The following is a 16,745-nucleotide window of genomic DNA, read 5'->3' on the forward strand; positions in this document are numbered from 1 at the left end:
GAGTGCCCCCATACACTTAAGGGCATTGGATTGGCTTTCTTTCGCCCGAAACCCAGCGGGCACATCGTGAGATGTGATGGGTTTCGGGCTGACACCTCGCGGGGTGACCACGAGGCGTCCTTCGCATTTACTCAAAGTCGGGGGTTAGACTTAAGCCCGTCGAATGAAACTCTCATAGGCACAGATTAACTAGCATTATATCTCAAAGTAAGCCCACAAAAGGGAGAAATAGTTCACCAAGGGCCATTGATTTCGAGTTATCGAGCAAGCGGGCAACCGATGTGGCTCGAAGGGAACGCAACTCGGGTAGTTCGGTTTGCGGATTAGCGTAACGGTTGAACGGTTACAGCTACTGGTCGAGAGAACTATTGCGCGAGTGGAAGATCGAACCGTCATCCTACGCGTCGTGCGTTCAGTCCGGCCGGATGTGCCTCGCGCATCCTGTTATTTTTTTGAGCGAGCAAAAAAAACTTCTGCTACGCTACGCGCATGCGAAGAATACTATACTATGTAGCAGTCGAATAAAACACTCGGTTATTGAGTACGTTCGATTCACTCGTCCAGGTGCTCGATGCCCTGTTTGGAGACGTTTGCCTCCGTTATTTCGGTCGGCATCCAGTCTGGTTTGTCGTCAGGGGCCTCCTCGTGCCATGCCCAACCCTCGTAGATGTGGACTTTGTCGGTACCCTTCTCTCGAAGTCGGAGCTCGACTCTGTCCGCCGCATCTTCGGAACTACCTGGGTCAAGTCGACGTGCTGCTTTGAGCGCAGCCTGTCGAGGGGTGTTCCCCGAAAAGACACTTGATTCGTCTCCATCCGATTGGCGCAGTGCAAAGTTCCGCTTACCATCGTCACGTACCATGGTTTTCTCCTCCATGCCAACCCAGCACAGGGTCCACTATAAATATATCGCCGATATGAGCGGTTTTCGGCGATAGACATAAATAGGAGAGTTCCGCAGTATCGTGGTTTCACACTGGAAAAACAGGCCGAGCAAGGTAAGTGGTCTCGGCTCATAGGGCATTTCTAAGAGAGACGGAGCGGAACAGTACGGTAGAAAACACTTAAGTACATCCTACGGTGAAGGACTGCATAAGATACCGCGATGGTACGGAAAAAGAAGCTCAGCCCGAGTGGCGCGAAAGACGAAGACGGAGAATATCACAACGTCCACGTCAACCTACACGAAGACGAACTTGCCGTCGCTGGCATGGAGATCGGTGACGAAGTCTTTGTACGAGTTCGGGAAGACAAGATCATTATCCAGAAGGCGGATAAAGACGAGGTCGAACACGAATTTTAGGTCGCCGCGGGCACCCCGCAGGTGATTTTCATTCGAAGAACGATGAACGGATACGAGGTCGTTAAACCACTTTTATTCCAGTTGCCAGCAGAGCGTGCACACAGCACGGTTCACACGCTCTTGAGAACGGTGCAGGGGACACCGGCCGAGCGATTGCTCGGGATGAACTACCGAGTCACCGACCCCCGCCTGACGGTCGACGCGCTCGGCCAGAGATTTCCCAACCCGGTCGGTGTCGCTGCCGGGTTCGATAAGAACGCGGAGATTCCCTCCGCATTGGCGAGCCTCGGGTTCGGACACGTGGAAATCGGGGGTGTAACTGCGGAGGCCCAACCGGGCAACCCGAAACCGAGAATGTTCCGACTCCGCGAGGACGAAGGTATCATCAACCGGATGGGGTTCAACAACCACGGAGCCGACAGAATCGGTGCACGCATGGCAATGCAGTCGCTCCCGGACGTTCCCGTGGGAGCGAACATCGGGAAGTCGAAGACGACCCCATTGGAGACGGCAGAGGAGGACTATCTGTACAGCTACGAGCGCGTTTCCTCGCACGCCGACTACTTCGTCGTGAACGTCTCCAGTCCGAACACGCCCGGTCTACGTGAACTACAGAACCGCGAGAATCTCGAACGGATCTTGACGACGCTACAGGATGCAGGCGCAAGTCCGTTACTCGTGAAGCTCTCGCCGGACCTGCCGGAGCCAGCGATCGCGGACGCACTCGATCTCGTGGCGGAACTCGGGTTGGACGGCGTCATCGCCACGAACACGACGACCGACCGCCCCGAAACGCTCCGGAGCGAGTACCGAGACGAAGATGGCGGGCTATCGGGAATGCCGATCCAAACGCGTGCAACGGAGATGATTCGATTCGCCGCCGAACGGGTGGACGTTCCAATCATCGGTGTGGGGGGAATCTTCACCGCCGAGGACGCGTACGAGAAGATTCGTGCAGGTGCACACGTCGTCCAGTTGTACACCGGTCTCATCTATCAAGGGCCGTCAATAGCGCGTGATATCAACGAAGGACTGCTTGAACTCCTCGATCGGGACGGCTACGACAGTATCGAGGACGCCATCGGAGCGGACCTTTCGTAGAATCACTCGTCAGGCATCACGCCGCATTTCGAGAAATTCGTACTCCCCACCGTTGGTTTCCTGTACGAACACCTCGACGCGCTCGAATCCAACCTTCTCATAGACAGAAATCGCGCGGTCGTTGAACGTCGCGACGGCGAGGGAGAACTCCTCGGGGTCGTACTCCTTCCGAGCGAACACCAACCCGGCTTCGACGAACGACCGTCCGTTGCCTCGTCCGGTGAGATGGGGATGCATCCCGAGCCCTATTTCGAGCGTTCCATCCGAGAATTCGAACGAGAAGAAACCGGCGCGTTCGTCATCTGCAGCGAACACCGCGTACTTGTCGTCCCAGTTAGTCGGATTAGTGAACAGCGCCAAATCCTCTGGGTCACTCTCCATGTCGTAGAAATCGTACGGCGGGTCGTAGTGCCACGAGACGATGGCGCGCACATCGTCCACAGTGATAGGACGAAATTCGTAGTTCATAGAAAAACCGCCACACGAAAAGGAGTTAGTCGTTACTCTAGTGCGTCCAGTCGGAACTCGAATCCGGTGACCGGAACCTCCAGGTCGTGCTCAACGAGCACTTCCGGATGGATTTCGCCGACGATTCCGACCGTCTCCCCGTCGATGACGACGGCGGCCGCACGGCCGGAGATGAACGACGGGTGCTCCGTCGGGGGCGTTTCGAGGGTCACGTCGAAGTTGCGAGCGATGGCTTGCAGACGCGCCTTGGCGTCCTCGTAGGAGGCGTCGTAGCGCGCGAGGACGCCGGCCACGGTTCGGTGTTCGGCGACGCCCGTGTTCTCCGAGTCGTCAACTGCCGCCGCCAGACCGATTTCCGTGAGGTCCTGCGGGTACGTGCGGTGAGTGTTGTTCTCCAGCACCATCATGAGCGAGGGGAGCGCCCACGTTCGGAGCATGGTGTAGTCCTCGCTGTAGGGGTTTTTGATGGTCGCAGGAGTGCCCCCGCCGACGACGTCGGTGCTGGGTTCCACGCGCATGCGCTCGAAGTTCTCCTCCTCGCTTATCATGTGGAAGTTGAGCAGGTCCTCGAAGCCGAGACCGACGAGAACCTCGCGCGCTGCGTCTTCGAGTTGCGAGCGCTCGTGTCGGCCGCCGACCGTCCCCACGTCAGGGTAGCGGGGCGAGAGGTCGTTGAAGCCGTATGCGCGGCCGATGTCGTCCACGATGTCTACGGGGTGGAGCACGTCCACGCGATAGGGCGGAATTTCCACCTCGTAGACGACGCCCCCGTCGTCGGTCTCCTCGGCTTCGCCGGAGAGGCCGGAGTGGGCCAACAGGTCCAGCACTTCGTCCGGGGTGAACTCGATACCGAGCAGGGTCTCGATACGGTCGTGGGTGACCTCCTTGGTCGTCACGTCGAAGTTCGGCCGGACCAGCGTTCGGTCGTCGTATTCGACTTCGACTTCCTCGATGGTGCCGCCGCGGGCGTCAAGCGCGTAGCAGATGATGGCACACATCTTGTCGATGGTCCACTGGTCGGTTCCGGTGAGTTCGACGAACAGGTTGCGCGAGTCGGCTTCGACCTCGGTCCGGCGGCCGTTGATCACCGGCGGGAACGAGAACAGACCGATATCGTCGTAGATGGCCGGGTAGCGGTCGTACTCCGAGACCAGATCGGCGTACTTCTCGCCGGTCGGGTGGGCACGCAGGACTTCGTCGGGTGTCATCTCGGCGTCCGCGTCGAGCGGCACGAACCGGTCGCCGTCGGGGTCGACGCCGACGTAGCGAATGGAGTTGCCGCCTTCCTCGGTGGCCGAACTCCCCTTGAGCATCGTCAAATCGTGAATCCCGATGGCACCTTTCGCACGTTTGCGACCCATCGTCGCGTGGAGTTTCTCCTGCAGTTGGATGAGCGAGTCGAGTGCGTCCTCGCTGAGGTTCACGCCACGGACGATCGCACCGGTGACATAGGGGCGTTCCTCGGGGACGCTCTCGTCCACCTCGATGGTCCAGTCCGCGTCGTTCAGCTTCGGGACGTAGACGCCGCTGTCGTCGCCGTACTGGTAGCGAAGCGAGCGCGCGACACCCTCGATGGAAAGACGGTCGAGGCGGTCAGGGGCGAACTCCAACTGCATGTCGCCGTCCTCCGTGTCGCCCTCGTACTCCAGGCCGAGGCCGAACATGTCCTCCTTGAGTTCGTCGTCGCTCTTTTCGTCGTGACCGGTCAGTTGTCGCAGTTCGTCGGGGTTGACATCGACAGTTGGCATCAGTGAATCACCTCCACGTCGCGGAGCAGTTCGAGGTCACACAGCGTCCCGTGAACGTCGCGGATGTCCTCGAAGCCGTACATCAACATCAGCAGGCGTTCCAGGGCGAGACCCCACGCCATCACGTCGCACTCGACGCCGAGGGGTTCGAGCACCTCGGGACGGAACATCCCGCTGTTCCCGATTTCGATGAGTTCACCCGTCTCCGGGTGGTTGCCGAACAGTTCGAAACTCGGCTCAGTGTACGGGTTGTAGTGCGGTTTGAACTGGATGTCCGTGATACCGAACTGGGCGTAGAACTCCTCGAACGTACCCATCAGGTCACGAACCGAGAGGTCCTCGGCCATCACCCAGCCCTCGATCTGGAAGAACTCCAGCAGGTGAGTCGGGTCGAGCGTGTCGTTGCGGTACACCTTTTCGACGCTGAAGAAGCGCTGTGGCGGTTCCAACTCGCCCTGCGCATAGCCCGAGAGGTATCGCATCGACAACGAGGTGGTGTGCCCGCGAAGCGCGATTGCTCGTGCGAAGTCCTCGTCCCACGGCGAGTGATATCCCTCGCCGTTTTCGCCGACACCTTCGAGGTGCGCGCTGTGGACGCGCTCCACGAGGTCCTCCGGCAAGTCCCCGATTTCGGTGGGGTTCGACAGCGCGAACCGGTCCCAGTGGGTGCGCGCCGGGTGGTCCTGGGGCATGAACAGACAGTCGTTGATCCAGAAGTCCGCGTCCGCGTGCGGGCCGTCCATCTCCTCGAAGCCCATGCCGACGAGCACGTCCTTGACGCGGTTCGCGGTCTGGCGCAGGATGTGAACCTTGCCGCCGTCGACTCGCTCGGCGTCGGCCGCGACGTTGTACTCGGCGAACTCCACGTCGCGCCAGTCGCCGGTCGTGAGCATTTCCGGTGTTAGCTGGCCGACCGTCTCGGCCGCTTCGATACCTTCCATCATCGCGGTGACGCCCGCCTCGGTCAGCGTCACGGAGCGAACCGTCGATTCGGAGCGCTCGACGAGGCCGCGGCTTTCCAACTGGTCCAGCGTGTCCGCGTCGTCCACGGATTCCCCATCCGCGAGCGCGGCGAGCGCGCTCGCTTCGTCGTCCTCGTCCGGGTTCGCGTCGGGGTCGACCGTGATTTCGCCGCTGTCGATGCTCCCGTAGCCCTTTCGAGCGTAGTTCGAGAGGGCGATGTTCACTTGCGGACCGCCGAGTCCGGATCCCCCGATGGGTTGGCCCATCTGAACGGCGTCGTCGTCAGCCCCGGCGTCGATGGCTGCCTCGTAGAGGGCAATTTCCGGCAGTCCGTCCTCGGCGTACTCCTCGCCTTCCTCGGTCAGCGAGACGGATTCCTCGGTTCGTTCGTCGATCGACAGCAGTCCCTCGTCTTCGAGTTCGAAGACCGCGCCCGTCACCGTCTCCGGTTTCAGACCGGTCTCCTCGGCGAGTTCCGCTATCGTCTGTTCGTCGTTCGCGCTCGCGGCTTCCAACACCGCGACCTGTGATTCTGGTAGTTTCATGTCCACTGGTAGTCGTTGGTCGTATCTCCCGTTCCGCCGGTTTAGCCCTTCTGAAGACAGACGGACCACTCGGGCTCCTGCACCCGGTTTCGTCCTCCCGCCGCGGGAGGAGTCCACCGACCGCTCAGACCGCGATAAAAAAGCCGAATCCCAGCGGTGGCCGTGGTTCGACTGCACTACTGCCATGGTGGGATTCGGATGGCATGGCTGAATGGTGGCGTCAAATCGACAAAAGGGTTCCGGAGGGGTTTACCCCACATGGCGTGATTTGGGGACGATGATGGACTGGGAGCGGTTCTACGACAGGGCGAACTACGACCGCTGTGCCTACATCGGCGGCGAGCGGATGGCAGACCTCGTGGAGCGATCTTTCGAACGGGAGGGCACGCCCGAGAACTTCGCGTCGGTTGGCTGTGGACCGGCGGTCGTCCCGTTCCTCCTCGCCGAGCGCCACCCCGACATCGACGTGTACGGGTTCGACATCTCGGAAACGGTCGTCCGGGACAACGCCGAGAAAGCGACGGAAGAAGGGTTGAACAACCTCCATTTCGCGGTCGATTCGCTCCCGAATCTCGATAGGAATCGGAAATTCGACGTGGTGTACTGCGTCGCCACGCTCTATTTCGTGGACGAACCGCGCCGAGCAATCGAGAACCTGTACTCACACGTTCGAGCGGGAGGTCATCTCATTTTGAACTATCCGAACGAACAGAGCAGGAGAACGTTCGATAGGGAGTTCGAGGGACGCAAACGGGAATCGTTCGAACTCGTCTTGAGCGGCGCGAATATCATTAGCGAGGATGTCGTTCGGAACATAACTGGCGCGAAAACGCGGAGCTACTGGGAACTGATAGACGCCGAAGACGAGGAGTTCGTTGATTCGGCGACTCCGTGTGTCGTCGTCGAGAAGTGAGGAGAGTATCCGGTCATCATTCGTAGTTCGTAGCTGGGTTCTTACCTGTAGAAAACGAATATTAGCTATGTCCGCTATCGCAACCCGAGGAGGGACGGTACGATGGCTCCGCGGCCTCTGGGAGTACTATCGAGAGTACACCCACACGGCGATACATGCGGCCGCGACCGCGGCGCTCACCGCATTCGGGTTGCTTATCTTCGTCAACAAACTGTTCGTGCTGCTGGCGATTGCCTCGTACGTTTTCCCGCCGGTTATCCTCTACAGCATCGGATTCAACGTCGAAAAATCGCCATCCTCTCCCGAGACCGGTGCTGGCCAAACGATTGCCGGAGCGAATTCGAGCGGGACTTCGAAAAGCGACGGGGGAAGCACGGGTACGATTAGGCATGACGGGGACGCGGATTCGGACGGATACGACGGCGATACCGATTCCGATAGCGATGACGGCGACACTGATTCGGACAGCGATGACGGCGACACTGATTCGGACAGCGACGACGGAGATACCGACTCTGACGGATGATGGTATCGATCATCGAAATTCATACGAACGCGATGCGTCGAACGGGAAGCAAGCGCGTGGAGGTCGGTCCGATTAGCCGTCGGCGTCCGGTGCAGAGGACTGCTGATGTTGGTATCCCAGGAAGAAGAGACCGAGACCGATGAGAATGAGGATGACTCCGGGAATGAGGAGGATGAAACTCGGACCACAGGGGTTACCGACGCTACTATTGGGAGTGCACATCTGGTCTCGAAACCCGAGCCAGATCAAAAACACACCGACGACGACACCGGATACACCGAATCCTTCGAACGAACGGAGCCGTGACATCACGTTTGAGATAGAGACCGGACCCGCAAAACACTTCTGAAGCGTCGAAATCGGGAATCGGTTATCGACGCGAGGATTCCAACTCGATATCCAAGCCGTCCAACAGTTCTTCCGCCTCTTCACGCTTTTCCTGGTGGTCTTCCAGGAACTCCTTCATGAGTTGAGCGGCCTGCTCCTTGCAGTCGCCACAGAGGCGCTCGCCGGAGACACATTCGTCGTAGACCTCCTTCGTGAACTCGTCGTCGTCACCCGCGAGGAGGTAGGCGTACAGTTCGTACACCGGACATTCGTCGGCCTTTCCGCCCAACTCGCGCTGTTTTTCGGCGGTTTCGCGGCCGCCCGTCGTCGCGGATCTCACCTTGTCGTAGCCGTCCTCGGGGTCGTCGAGCAGGCTGATGTGGCTGGCCGGAACCGACGAGGACATCTTGCCGCCCGTCAGACCGGTCATGAATCGGTGGTAGATCGACGATGGCATGATGAAGCCGTAGCCATCGTTCTCGATTTCGATTTCACGGGCGAGGGTTTTGGCCTCCTCCCGCGAGTAGTCGAACACGTCGATGTGCTCGTCGAACACCCGTTTTTCGCCCTCGATGGCGTCGATGAGTGCCCCATATGCCGCTTCTGTCGCGTTGCGGTCGAGGAACCGAACACGGGGGCGAAGCGGCTCCATGCCGGCGTTTTCGAGCTTCGAGATGGTCGTCTCGACGGCCGGAACGTCCGGGTCGCCGTTCTCGGCGAGCCACGCGGCCGCGTCCTCACAGCGGGGCATCTCGGGGTCCTCGGCGTACTCCTCGCGTGCTTCGTACGCCGCCGCGATGTGAGACAGTTCCGTCTCGTCCGCCTCGAAACTCGCGTAAGCTTTCGTCACGCCGAAGTAGCGCATCCGAACCGCCAGGTCGCGGGCCAACCTGACGTGCGGGTCCTGGTCGGGACCGACCGGAATGACGGTCGGTTTCGGTTCGTCGAGTTGCGGGTAGAGGATGTCCGCCATCTGCGTGACGACGCTCTGGACGTGCGAGACGTTGGTTTCGCCGTCGAAGCCGTAGATGGACTGGAACTCCGAGAAGTTGGCCTTCGACCCGAGTTCGAACGCCAAATCCTGTAGTTCGCGGTTCTCGGACTGGCGGTAGAGCGTCCCCGTCTCGGCGTCGAACCCGAGGGCGATGAGCGAGAGCAGGTAATCCCGCGAATGCTCGTCGATTTCCTCCCACGAGAGGCCACGGGCGCTGTGGGCTTCGAGGTCCGCGATGAGCCCGTAGGTGTCCCCGCCCTGCTGTTGATGCCAGATGAGTTCGTCGAACACCAGTTTGTGTCCGATGTGCGGGTCACCGGTCGGCATGAACCCCGACAGCGCGGCGAACGGTTCGTCGTTCTGCATCGCCTCGGCCACGCGGCGGTAGCCACGGTCGCCGAAGATGACGCTCCGGCGCATCAGGTAGTGTGGGTCCGGAACCGCCGGGAGGACGTCGTCGAACTCCTCGATACCGAACTCCTCAAACAGTTTGCGGTAGTCGGACACCGTCGCCGACCCCCACGGGTCGAGGACGACGTCGTCCTCCCCCGTTGCGGTACCACCGTCGGGCAGGAGTCCGCCCGTTTCGGATGAATCGTCTCGTGTCATGGTGTAAGTCGTGTCACCGACAGCCAAGTGTCTATTCGTTCGTTCTCCGTGATGAGCGCAAAAATCATTTGCTTTCGTACCCCGTGTGCCAGTCGAACGTCGAGCGCGAGGTCACGCGGGACGAACTCGTAGTCGTCCTTCAACACCCGAATCAGATACTCCGAGTGCCCGAGGTCGTCCACCGACTTCACGTCGGCGTAGGTCCGGAAATCCGCGCCGAACTTGAATCCCGTCTTCGGGACCACGCCATGTTCCCGAAGGGTTCGATACACCAGCAAGCGGCGGTCGAACCGCTCGCCTTCGACCTCCTCACCTCGCTCGACTATGTCGTCGTACGTTCCCCCGATTTCGAGATTACCCTCCGCGACCAGATGGGCGGCCTCCACGAGCGACAACTGTAGAATCCCCGTCGCGTCGCGTCCACCCATCTGCTGGCCGTAAAACGCCTTGCCGTGGAGTTCGTCGGGAGCGTCCCACACCAGCACGCGGTCGCCGACGATCGACCCGGAAAGGTCGGTCGGTACGTCGTGATCCGTCGTCCCCTCGATCTCGATGCGATCGGTCTCGAAGTAGGTGATTTCGCTCTCCTCGTCCACGATCGCGAGGACCACGTCGCCTAGCTCCGCGACGGGAATCGGATCGCGCTCGCTCGCGACCCGAATCCGGTGTGACACCTCGTCGTCCCACGGGCCGCTCCCGCGCGGATAGACGACGAAATCCGACGACGGGTGGGGGTTCGACACCCATCCCTCTCGATCCGGCGAGAGGTAGAACCCGCGCTCTCGAAGGTTTGCGTAGACGAGGAATCGGGCCGCAAATCCGTTGCCAGTCGATTCCTGTAAAAATTTCTGAAATCCGTTACCATCGACCGAGTCGAGGTCGCCGCGAAGCAGGAGGTGGGCGGCTTCGACGCGTGAAAACGCTACCTCGTTGCCACTGAGTGGGCGACCGTATCCCCGCGAATCGTAGTACCGCTGGCGGGCGTCGCCGCCGACACGGACTTCGTCGTCGCGTAGGCTTCCATCCATACGTCTTCTGTGATGTGGGCCTTCAAATGCACTACGACTCAGGGACGAACTCACCCGACCGTCCGGAGAACGGTGTTCTGCCACCCCGTTAATACACCACTCGGACGGCCGAGAGAGCAGTCATCGATGGGAAATCAGCCCTCCAAACGGCCGTCTTCGAACATCTCGCAATCGGTGTTCAAACACCGACGACCTGTCGAGGTTCGGAACACGGGAAGGCCACAGTCACACGAACCCACGATCATCCCGTTCGGAATTCCGAAGCCGACCTCGCAGTCGGGATAGCGGTCGCATCCCGCGATGATACTGCCCTTGTTCAGAATTCGCATGTCGGCTCCGCAGTCGGGACAGTCCCATTCCCGGTCGAATCGTCGCCGCACGGCCTCGAAAACGGTGCCGCAGTCGCGGTCGATACAGAGTTCGAATTCGGCTCCGCGTTCGACGTGCATGGACGGTAGGCCGCAGTCACACGTTTCCGTTCCGATACTGGCCCGACGCGGAATCGGATACTCCTCGTGACAACCGAGACACGAAACCGCTCCCTTGGCTCGCGTGAGCGTGCCGTCGCAGTGTGGGCAGGTTCCGACGGAAATCCCGGCGACTGAGCCCGGATAGCGGGAAATCCCGTGGCAGGCGTGACAATCGACGCGAACGCGATGGTCGTCGGTCGCGGCGACGAGCGTGAACGAATCGCCGTCGAGCGAGGCGTGGGCGGTTTCCGCACGGGTGAGCCATTCGACCGGTTGATAGCCATCCACGTCGTGGACGAGGAGGGTATCGTCGGGTTTGAGGATGGCGACGACCTCGCCGCGCCGCTGTCCGTGGGTGTCGCCGTCCGTCGTAATCGTACAGTCACCGGCGAACACGCGAATCGTGTCTGTCATGGCCCGGGTTGGTTCCGTGTTCGTATTTGAACGTTCGGGCCAAGGGTTTTGAGTGAAAAGGATGAACGAAGAGAAAATGGAAGAGATAGAAGAAATGGAAGGAGCAGAGCGACAGGCAGTGCTGTTCGACATGGACGGCGTCATCGTGAACTCGGAGGATTTCTGGGCGGAACTCGAAGAGGAGATCATCTTCCCCGAAGTGGGCGTGGAGGATATCGGCGACAACGAGATCACCGGGATGAACTTCCGCGAGATCTACGACTATCTGGACGAGGAGTACGGGACCGACGTGACGAAATCGGAGTTCATCTCCCTCTACGACGGAATCGCCGAGGACCTCTACGGCGAGCACGTCTCGCTGATGGACGGCTTTCACGACCTGTTGGACGACCTACGAGCGGACGGGACCGACGTGGCGCTCGTGTCCTCGTCACCTCACGACTGGATAGAAATAGTCACCGACCGCTTCGACCTCGAATTCGAGGAAGTCGTCAGCGCCGACGACATCGACGCTCCCGGCAAGCCCGAACCGGCAATCTACGAGTACGCGGCCGGGTTGCTCGACTATCGAGCCAACGAGTGTGCCGCGGTCGAGGATTCAGAACACGGCGTCGAATCGGCCGTTCGGGCCGGGACGTACTGTGTCGGCTATCCGAACGGTGCGAAAGAACTCGACCTCACGATGGCGAACGTGGTCGTCTCCTCACCCGCCGAATTGCACGAAGAACTGCTCACTCGACCTGCACGGACCGAACGTCGGTAACCGGCAGGAGAGGGAGGTCGGGGAACGCGACGCGAACGGTGAACTCCATCTCGTCGGCCGTGCCCCCGAAGACGCCGACGGGAATCGTCGTCTCGCCGTCGAGATACGTCGATTTTTCCGTCATTTCGACGCCGTTGACAGTCACGTCGATAGCTGCTTGCTCGCGGTTACCACGGTTCTTGATGGTGACCTCGCGCATGTCGTTCTCGCCGCGAGCGATTCGGCTCGGGAACGACCCCCATTCGATCTCCACGTCGGGAAGCTTGCGGGCGCTGGCTTCGACCTGTTCGGCGACGCCCTCGGTGAGACCCGCATCGACCAACCCATCGACGCCAACGGCGCGCACGTCGGCGGGCGTTTCCAGACCTTCCGTCGCCAATTTGCTGGACCGCCCGGCACCCACCCCATCGATCGCGGTGAGTCCGACAGCGCTTTCCCCGACGCCGTTTTCGACGCGGGCCTCGATTCGGGTGACGAGGTTCGCGGCGACCGGCCTGTCGAGCCGTTTCAGGAACGCACGGAGCGCCGCGAGCAGTCGAACCGCGTTCTGCTGGATGACCCACGCGTCGCTCCGCAAGTCGCCCGGCGTCGAACCCGTCATGCTGGAACGGAGGATGGCGAGCACCTTCCGCCCGCCCGCTTCGAGGTCGCCGGAATCCTGTCCGACGAGGACGGAATTGATGGCGTCACGCTCGGCTTGACGGGCACTCACGCTGTCGAACTCGGCCGCGCCAGCGACCGTTTCGAGCACCTTCGGCACGTCGATGTCGTCGGCCTCCGCGAGGCGGCGGAACCGTTCGGCCGTGTCGAGGTTGAGGTAAAATTTCGAGGCGAGCATGGCGAGCGCCGTGCCCTCGATGGAGAGGTCGTCGCCCTGCTCCACGAATCCGCGCGAGACGAGGCGCTGAAGCGTGTTTCTGACGCGCTCACGGTGATTTTCGAAATCATACTCGTCGGGTTTCGTCTGGGCGCGGACGTAGTAGAACGTGGTTTGAAGCCACGACATCACATCGTCCAGATCCGAGATGGTGCCCATCGCGATTTCGGCGTTGAGATGGGAGTCCAAATCCTCCGCGAGACGGGATTCGATCTCCTTGCCGTCGCGCAGGAGTTTTCGGTACTTGTCCGCGTCCTTGAAGTCACAGACGACCCACCCGTAGCCCACGTCGTCGTAGCCGGGACGGCCCGCCCGTCCGAGCATCTGGAGCACGTCGAGCGGACTCATGTCCACCTCGCCTTCGAGCGGGTCGTGAAGTTTGGTGTCGCGCAGGACGACACATCGGGCGGGGAGATTCACACCCCACGCGAGCGTGGAGGTGGAAAAGAGGAGCTGAATCTTTCCCTGTTTGAACCACTCCTCGACCCGGTCGCGGTCGTTCTTCGACAGTCCCGCGTGGTGAAACGCCACGCCGTCGAGCACGGAGTTTCTGAGGGTATCGTTTCGCAGTTCCTGTGTTTCGGTATGGAAATCGTAGTCGCCGCGCGCACCGATGGGGATGTCCCGCTCGGCGATTTCGTCGCGGGCCTTCTTCGCGGCCTGCACGGTGTCCTGCCGCGAGGCGACGAAGACGAGCGCCTGTCCGTCCTCGCGGATGTGTGGCTCCGCGAGGTCCAGCGCACGATACAGCCTGCGATACTTGTCCGCGAAGGAGTTGTCCCCGTGGGAGTAGGTCTTCACGTCCGCGTGCAAATCGACGGGGCGGTAGTCGTCCCCGAACTCGAAAGTGGTCTCCGGCGGCGCGTCGAGCCAATCGGCCACGTCGCTCACGTTCGGCATCGTCGCGGAAAGCGCGACGATACGAGGGTCACAGAGCCTGCGGAGGCGTGAGATGGTGACTTCGAGGACGGCCCCGCGCTTCTCCGAATCGAGCAGGTGCACCTCGTCGATGACACAGCAGTCCACGTCGGTGATAAAGGAGTAGCGGGACGAGTCGTGTTTCCGGGTCGCCGAGTCGGTCTTCTCGGGCGTCATCACGAGGATGTCGGCGCGTTCGGCGCGCCGCGGGTTCAACTCTCGTTCTCCCGTGACGACGTACACCGAGTAGCCGAGGTCCTCGAAGCGTTCCCAGTCGCTTTCCTTCTCGTTGGTCAGCGCCCGAAGCGGGGCGATGAACAGCGCGGTGCCGTCGTCGCGCAGCGCCTTGCAGATGGCGAGTTCCGCGAGCGCCGTCTTGCCGCTCGCCGTAGGCGCGCTGGCAACGACGTTCTCGTCGCTTTCGAGCAGCGCGGGAAGCATCTCGCGTTGCATTCGGTTGAACTCCTCGAAGGCGAACGCCTCCGCGAACTGTGGAACCGCCTCGGAGACCTGCATCGTTTCGTAGGCAGAGTGGAAAGCAAAAAGGCGTTTCTGTACCGGGCTGTCAGCAGACATTTGATGAGAAATGAACATGAATTGCGAGGGCGCTCCCGGACACGGTCACGCAACGACCGTCTCGTTGCGCTTCGTTTCTTTGGGTATTCACTTGAAATCGGTCTCGCGGTGACGAACGTCAACGAATTCGCGGGGACACTTCCTAAACGATAAAGCGTCGCAAAAACTACCGACAACTATGCTAGAGCTTGAAGACGTGTTGGCGGCGCGGGAGCGGGTGGCCGAGACGGCCCGACATACACCGCTCGATTACTCTCACACTTTTACTCGGATGACGGGTGCGGAAGTCCACCTGAAACTGGAGACGTTCCAGCGGACGGGGTCATTCAAGATTCGCGGCGCGACCAACCGCATCATGACCCTCTCGGAAGCCGAAAAGGAAGCGGGTGTCGTCACGGCCAGCGCGGGCAATCACGCGCAGGGTGTCGCACTCGCGGCCACCCGAAGCGGCGTCGATGCGAAGATCGTCATGCCGAAACACGCTCCGATTTCGAAGGTGCGTGCGACGGAGAACTACGGCGCGGAGGCCATCCTCTACGGCGAGGACTACGACGAAGCCGCCGAGCGCGCCCACGAAATCGAGGAGACGGAGGGCCGAACCTACGTCCACGCCTTCGACGACGAGAAGGTGATGGCGGGGCAGGGGACCATCGGACTGGAGATCATGGACGACCTTCCCGAGGTCGAAACCGTCGTAGTCCCCATCGGTGGTGGCGGCCTCATCAGCGGCATCGCAACCGCCATCAAGGGACGGAACCCCGACGCCCGAGTCATCGGCGTGCAGGCCGAGGGCGCATCGAGCGTGGCCGACTCGCTCCAGAAGGGGAGCGTCCAGACGCTCGACAGCGTTGATACCATCGCGGACGGAATCGCCACCCGAAGCGTCGGCCAGCGGACGTTCGACGTGATAGACGCCCGCGTGGACGAGGTCGTCACCGTCTCGGATTCGGAAATCGCGGTGGCGGTCTCCTACCTGCTCGAACGCGGCAAGACGCTCGTGGAGGGTGCGGGTGCGGTGAGTCTCGCCGCGATCCTCGGAGGCAAGTTCGACTACGCGGACGACGAGGTGGTCGTCCCCGTCCTCAGCGGCGGTAACATCGACATGAACCTCCTCACGACCGTCATCGTGCGCGGACTCGTTGAAACCGGGCGCTACGTCAAACTCAAGACGGTACTCAAGGACCGACCCGGTTCGCTGCGAAAACTCCTCGACGTCATCGCGGATGCACAGGCGAACATCTACGCCATCCAGCACGACCGCACCTCCCGCGACATCGGTATGAACGCGACGGAGGTCGAACTGGACCTCGAAACACGCGGCCCGGAGCACGTCGACAACCTTCTCGACTCCCTGCGAGAGAACGGGTTCGACGTGGAAGTGCTGGTCTGAGCGGATCGGTGGTTGATTTTTCGCCCCCTATTGACGTAGGTTTAAGTTCCACGGCCCGAAGTGACGTGCATGAAGCGAATCATCAGCACGCAGGACGCTCCCGAGGCGGTTGGCGCGTACAGTCAGGCAACGACGAACGGTGACATTCTCTTCACCGCAGGTCAGATTCCGATGACGCCCGACGGCGAGCTCCTCGCCGACGAGGACATCTCGGTGCAGACGCGCCAGAGCCTGGAGAACGTCAAAGGCATCCTCGAAGAGGAAGGGCTGAACATGCAGGACGTGCTGAAAGTGACCGTCTTCATGGACGACATCGAGGACTTCGACGAGATGAACGAATCCTACCAGGAGTACTTCCAGGACAATCCACCGGCCCGCAGCGCCGTCGAAGTGGCGAACCTGCCGAAGGGCGTCGGCGTCGAAATCGAGGCCATCGCCAGCACCGAGTAAGGATAGCTGTGAATCCTCGCGTCAAGGCGAGTCTCCTGTGGGGCGTCGTCGGCGCGCTCGCGTTTCTCGTCCTCCTACAGGGGTACCAGTTGGTCACCGGCTATCGCTACTCGGTTCCGATGATCGTCGGGACGACGCTCGTCGTGGCGATCGGTGCACCGATATTCACCTACATCGCCCACGGGGCACTCGATTAGAAAAGAAGGGTTTAAACACCGCACCCGGTAACCAACAGGTAAGCCGGGATGGCCGAATGGCAAAGCGCACGCCTGGAAAGCGTGTTCCCTTATGGGATTCTGGGTTCAAATCCCAGTCCCGGCGTTTTCGAGTGAACTGCTTGGCGAGCACCGCGTAGCGTGCACT

General features: G+C 60.9%; 17 protein-coding genes and 1 tRNA gene. 9 read left to right on the forward strand and 9 right to left on the reverse strand.

Annotated elements, in window-relative coordinates:
* Positions 1-552: 552 nt before the first annotated feature.
* Complete coding sequence (locus NKF25_RS00005) at positions 553-861, reverse strand: non-histone chromosomal MC1 family protein (RefSeq protein ID WP_253224715.1); 309 nt, start codon at positions 859-861, stop codon at positions 553-555.
* 243 nt (positions 862-1,104) lie between these two features.
* On the opposite strand from NKF25_RS00005, the gene NKF25_RS00010 reads away from it, so the two are divergent.
* Both NKF25_RS00010 and NKF25_RS00015 read left to right on the forward strand, forming a co-directional pair.
* Entirely contained in the window at positions 1,105-1,302 is a 198-nt protein-coding gene (locus NKF25_RS00010; protein ID WP_007982308.1) for a hypothetical protein, read from the forward strand.
* 42 nt (positions 1,303-1,344) lie between these two features.
* Entirely contained in the window at positions 1,345-2,403 is a 1,059-nt protein-coding gene (locus NKF25_RS00015; protein WP_253224716.1) for a quinone-dependent dihydroorotate dehydrogenase, read from the forward strand.
* A gap of 9 nt (positions 2,404-2,412) precedes the next feature.
* On the opposite strand, the gene NKF25_RS00020 is transcribed toward NKF25_RS00015, so the two are convergent.
* The 3 genes from NKF25_RS00020 to NKF25_RS00030 are packed head-to-tail and all read right to left on the reverse strand — an operon-like array spanning position 2,413 to position 6,127.
* Entirely contained in the window at positions 2,413-2,871 is a 459-nt protein-coding gene (locus NKF25_RS00020; protein WP_253224717.1) for a GNAT family N-acetyltransferase, read from the reverse strand.
* A gap of 32 nt (positions 2,872-2,903) precedes the next feature.
* Positions 2,904-4,619, reverse strand: coding sequence for a phenylalanine--tRNA ligase subunit beta (gene pheT / locus NKF25_RS00025; protein ID WP_253224718.1), 1,716 nt, complete (start codon positions 4,617-4,619; stop codon positions 2,904-2,906).
* The gene (locus NKF25_RS00030) at positions 4,619-6,127 is read right to left on the reverse strand and encodes a phenylalanine--tRNA ligase subunit alpha (protein WP_253224719.1); all 1,509 of its coding nucleotides are present in this window, start codon (positions 6,125-6,127) and stop codon (positions 4,619-4,621) included. Before NKF25_RS00030 ends, pheT begins: the two co-directional genes overlap by 1 nt.
* 277 nt (positions 6,128-6,404) lie before the next feature.
* On the opposite strand from NKF25_RS00030, the gene NKF25_RS00035 reads away from it, so the two are divergent.
* Positions 6,405-7,040 carry a class I SAM-dependent methyltransferase gene (locus tag NKF25_RS00035; protein ID WP_253224720.1) on the forward strand — a complete coding sequence of 212 codons (636 nt, stop codon included), beginning with the start codon at positions 6,405-6,407 and terminating at the stop codon, positions 7,038-7,040.
* Between the two features lie 67 nt (positions 7,041-7,107).
* Positions 7,108-7,566 (forward strand): hypothetical protein, encoded by a 459-nt coding sequence (locus tag NKF25_RS00040; RefSeq protein ID WP_253224721.1) that lies wholly within the window; start codon positions 7,108-7,110, stop codon positions 7,564-7,566.
* A 72-nt stretch (positions 7,567-7,638) separates the two neighbouring features.
* Here NKF25_RS00040 and NKF25_RS00045 read toward each other — a convergent pair whose 3' ends face one another.
* From NKF25_RS00045 to NKF25_RS00060, 4 genes are all read right to left on the reverse strand, one after another.
* Positions 7,639-7,788, reverse strand: a complete 150-nt coding sequence (locus NKF25_RS00045; RefSeq protein WP_253224722.1) for a hypothetical protein — start codon at positions 7,786-7,788, stop codon at positions 7,639-7,641.
* A 148-nt stretch (positions 7,789-7,936) separates the two neighbouring features.
* A complete protein-coding gene (locus NKF25_RS00050) occupies positions 7,937-9,496 on the reverse strand; it encodes a tryptophan--tRNA ligase (RefSeq protein WP_253224723.1) in 1,560 nt (519 codons plus the stop codon).
* A complete protein-coding gene (gene endA, locus NKF25_RS00055; protein WP_253224724.1) occupies positions 9,493-10,524 on the reverse strand; it encodes a tRNA-intron lyase in 1,032 nt (343 codons plus the stop codon). The genes NKF25_RS00050 and endA overlap by 4 nt, the downstream gene beginning before the upstream one ends.
* Positions 10,525-10,658: 134 nt before the next feature.
* Positions 10,659-11,408 carry an endonuclease NucS domain-containing protein gene (locus NKF25_RS00060; protein ID WP_253224725.1) on the reverse strand — a complete coding sequence of 250 codons (750 nt, stop codon included), beginning with the start codon at positions 11,406-11,408 and terminating at the stop codon, positions 10,659-10,661.
* Positions 11,409-11,484: 76 nt separating this feature from the next.
* On the opposite strand from NKF25_RS00060, the gene NKF25_RS00065 reads away from it, so the two are divergent.
* The gene (locus NKF25_RS00065; protein ID WP_342766291.1) at positions 11,485-12,171 is read left to right on the forward strand and encodes an HAD family phosphatase; all 687 of its coding nucleotides are present in this window, start codon (positions 11,485-11,487) and stop codon (positions 12,169-12,171) included.
* Here the strand turns inward: NKF25_RS00065 and NKF25_RS00070 are convergent.
* Entirely contained in the window at positions 12,140-14,482 is a 2,343-nt protein-coding gene (locus tag NKF25_RS00070; protein WP_253224726.1) for a DEAD/DEAH box helicase, read from the reverse strand. The two genes, NKF25_RS00065 and NKF25_RS00070, sit on opposite strands and share 32 nt — an antisense overlap.
* A 238-nt stretch (positions 14,483-14,720) precedes the next feature.
* On the opposite strand from NKF25_RS00070, the gene ilvA reads away from it, so the two are divergent.
* The 4 genes from ilvA (at position 14,721) to NKF25_RS00090 (ending at position 16,703) form a co-directional block, all read left to right on the forward strand.
* A complete protein-coding gene (gene ilvA / locus NKF25_RS00075; RefSeq protein ID WP_253224727.1) occupies positions 14,721-15,932 on the forward strand; it encodes a threonine ammonia-lyase in 1,212 nt (403 codons plus the stop codon).
* A gap of 69 nt (positions 15,933-16,001) precedes the next feature.
* Complete coding sequence (locus NKF25_RS00080; RefSeq protein ID WP_066139611.1) at positions 16,002-16,382, forward strand: Rid family detoxifying hydrolase; 381 nt, start codon at positions 16,002-16,004, stop codon at positions 16,380-16,382.
* 8 nt (positions 16,383-16,390) lie between these two features.
* Positions 16,391-16,579 carry a hypothetical protein gene (locus NKF25_RS00085; protein WP_253224728.1) on the forward strand — a complete coding sequence of 63 codons (189 nt, stop codon included), beginning with the start codon at positions 16,391-16,393 and terminating at the stop codon, positions 16,577-16,579.
* Between the two features lie 42 nt (positions 16,580-16,621).
* Positions 16,622-16,703 (forward strand) — tRNA-Ser (locus NKF25_RS00090).
* Positions 16,704-16,745: the final 42 nt, after the last annotated feature.

This window comes from Haladaptatus sp. AB643 (assembly GCF_024136975.1).
Classification (GTDB): Archaea; Halobacteriota; Halobacteria; order Halobacteriales; family Haladaptataceae; genus Haladaptatus.